This is a genomic window from Thalassotalea sp. G20_0 (assembly GCF_017744175.1).
GTDB lineage: Bacteria > Pseudomonadota > Gammaproteobacteria > Pseudomonadales > Endozoicomonadaceae > Endozoicomonas.
Genome location: NZ_JAGHQV010000130.1, coordinates 1 through 3,118 on the forward strand (window position 1 = coordinate 1; position 3,118 = coordinate 3,118).

Annotated in this window: 1 protein-coding gene; it reads right to left on the bottom strand. The window is 49.6% G+C overall.

Annotated elements, in window-relative coordinates:
- The coding region (locus J7438_RS24870) for an ankyrin repeat domain-containing protein (RefSeq protein ID WP_209278737.1) at window positions 1-2,742 on the bottom strand (2,742 nt) is incomplete at its 3' end.
- Window positions 2,743-3,118: the final 376 nt, after the last annotated feature.

Genomic DNA, 3,118 nt, shown 5'->3' on the forward strand with positions numbered 1-3,118 from the left:
ATCTTTGGCCAGAGAGGGGTCAAAGTACAGCAATGTCTGAATGGCCTCTGTGTGGCCTTTTTCAGCAGCTTTGTGGAGAGCCGTCAGGCCAAGGTTGCTCTTATCTTTGGCCAGTGAGGGGTCAAAGTTCAGCAATGTCTGGATGGCCTCTGTGTGGCCTTCAAAAGAAGCTGTGTGGAGAGCTGTTTGGCCATCTTTAGTCCACTTTTTGGCCAGTGAGGGGTCAAAGTCAAGCAATGTCTGGATAGCCTCTGTGTGGCCTTTACAAGCAGCGGCGTGGAGAGCCGTCATGCCATGGTTGCTCTTATCTTTGGCCAGAGAGGGGTCAAAGTACAGCAATGTCTGAATGGCCTCTGTGTGGCCTTTTTCAGCAGCTTTGTGGAGAGCCGTCAGGCCAAGGTTGCTCTTATCTTTGGCCAGTGAGGGGTCAAAGGCCAGCAATATCTGGATGGCCTCTGTGTGGCCTTCAAAAGAAGCTGTGTGGAGAGCTGTTTGGCCATCTTTAGTCTTCTTTTTGGCCAGTGAGGGGTCAAAGTCAAGCAATGCCTGGATAGCCTCTGTGTGGCCTTTAAAAGAAGCTGCGTGGAGAGCCGTGAAGCCATGTATGACCTTCTCTTTGGCCAGTGAGGGGTCAAAGTCCAGCAATGCCTGGATGGCCTCTGCGTGGCCTTTTTCAGCAGCTAAGTGGAGAGCCGTGAAGCCATGTATGACCTTCTCTTTGGCCAGTGAGGGGTCAAAGGCCAGCAATACCTGGACGGCCTCTGTTTGGCCTTTACGAGCAGCTGCGTGGAGAGCCGTTTGGCCATTGTGATCCTTCTCGTTGGCCAGTGAGGGGTCAAAGTCCAGCAATGTCTGGATGGCCTCTGTTTGGCCATCATAAGCAGCGTAGTGGAGTGCCGTCCAGCCATCGTTATCCTTCTCTTTGGCCAGGGAGGGGTCAAATTTCAGCAATGCCTGGATGGCCTCTGTGTGGCCTTTACGAGCAGCTAAATGAAGAGCCGATTCGTCATCGTTATCCTTCTCTTTGGCCAGTGAGGGGGCAAAGTCCAGCAATGTCTGGATGGCCTCTGTGTGGCCTTTAGCAGCAGACCATTGGAGAGCCGTATCGCCAAACTTATTCTTCTCTTTGGCCAGGGTGCAGTCAAAGGCCAGCAATGTATTGATGGCCTCTGTGTGGCCTTTTTCAGCAGCGTAGTGGAGAGCCGTTTGGCCATTGTTATCCTTCTCTTTGGCCAGGTCAAAGTTCAACAATGCCTGGATGGCCACTGTTTGGTCTTTACGAGCAGCGTAGTGGAGAGCCGTCAAGCCATATCTATCCTTCTCTTTGGCCAGTGAGCGGTCAAAGTTCAACAATGTCTGGATGGCCTCTGTGTGGCCGTTAAGAGCAGCGGCGTGAAGAGCCGTTTGGGCATCGTTAGTCTTCTCTTTGGCCTGTGAGGGGTCAAAGGCCAGCAATGTCTGGATAGCCTCTGTGTGGCCTTCATCAGCAGCTTTGTGGAGTGCCGTCCAGCCATCGTTATCCTTCCCTTTGGCCAATGAGGGGTCAAAGCCCAGCAATGTCTGGATGGCCTCCATGTCGCCTTGACGAACAGCTAAGTGGAGAGCCTCAATGTTCAGCAGCTTGACGGTCTCTTTGCGGCCATTCATTTCCGCTAAGTGGGCAGCCGTTTCGCCACAGTTATTCTTCTCTTTGGCCAGGGAGGGGTCAAAGTCCAACAATTTCTGGATGGCCTCTGTTTTTCCTTGACGAGCAGCTAAGTGGAGAGCCGTATTGCCATCGTTATTCTTGATATTGACGCGAGAAGACCAGTCCAGCAACTTTTTGACGGACTCTGCACAGCCGTTTTGAGCAGCGAAGTGAAGAGCCGTTAAGCCTTTGCTATCAGTAGCGTTGATGTTAGCCCCAGCCCTGAGCAAGGCTTCTAAGGACCTGACGCTGTTATTCTCAGCAGCAAAGTGCAAAGGTGTATAGCCATCCTGATTGACGGTGTTAACATCCCACCTGTGAGTCAGAAAAAATAAATCGTTATAAGAATCACTGAATCCTTCCATAAAACCCAGCAAAGATGCGGATATGCCACCGGAAATAACATTCATGATCGTCGAGAATGCTAATTTTATAATTCCCCATTTTTGCTGATCTCGACCTGCCCACTGATCAGCCAGAGTTTTCACGCATTGGTAAGCGTCATTTTGAGAAGCAATATGCAGGGGGGTGTTACCGCCCTCAAGATCAATTGCGTTGCCCCATTTTTTCCCGATATTTTCACCTATGTTATGTGCCAAGGCTGATGTAGCAATGCCTAATACCGAACCTGATAATACTGAAATAGATGCAATGATATGAGGGAAAGCTGAAAGATCCCACGAAGATAGCAGAGATCCAAAAGCAACCATCGACATCACCGTCCCCATAGGAAATCCAGTAATATACATATTCGCAATTTCACCCACAATTTCACAAAGCGCAACAAACTCTGCACTGAAAGCTGCCGATTCGACAGTGGTCAATACAGCTATGGCCACTCCAAATCCCGCCACCAGTGTTGCCACTTGGGCACACAATTTTTTATGTTCATCCGCGTGATTTTGAATAGCGCTCGACAAAGTCAGGAAGCACTCGGTGTAGTCCTTGCTATCAGTATGTCCACTAGCTTCAGCTATCGCTCTTGCTGCAGCGGAAAGAGCAGAGGTGACGTTGCCTTCTGGTTTCAGTTCAAGTCCCAACTTTAGAGCTTCCAAGTCCCCCTTTTGACAGGCATCCTCTAACAATGGCCTGGAATTTCGAAGCAAGGACATGCCCGGCCCACATATACACCTATCCGGTTTGTGCAATGAATTAGAATAGTCGCGTATACATTCCAAGTGCCCCATGTGATGGTGTTCGCACTCTGTTGTGACCACTGAACGTCCACCAAGTTTTCCGGTATTCCCTCCAGGACAGTAAGAACAATTAAAGCGGACATCTGCTCCGTTTCTACCGACACCATTCATCGCTTTAGCCTGCCATTTGACTCAAAACTTCGAGTACGACAAAAAATCAGCAGGGTAAGTTCCACAAAAAACAGAATTTTTAACAAGAAGATTGTCGTTTAAATCAAAAGTCAGCCATGGAACC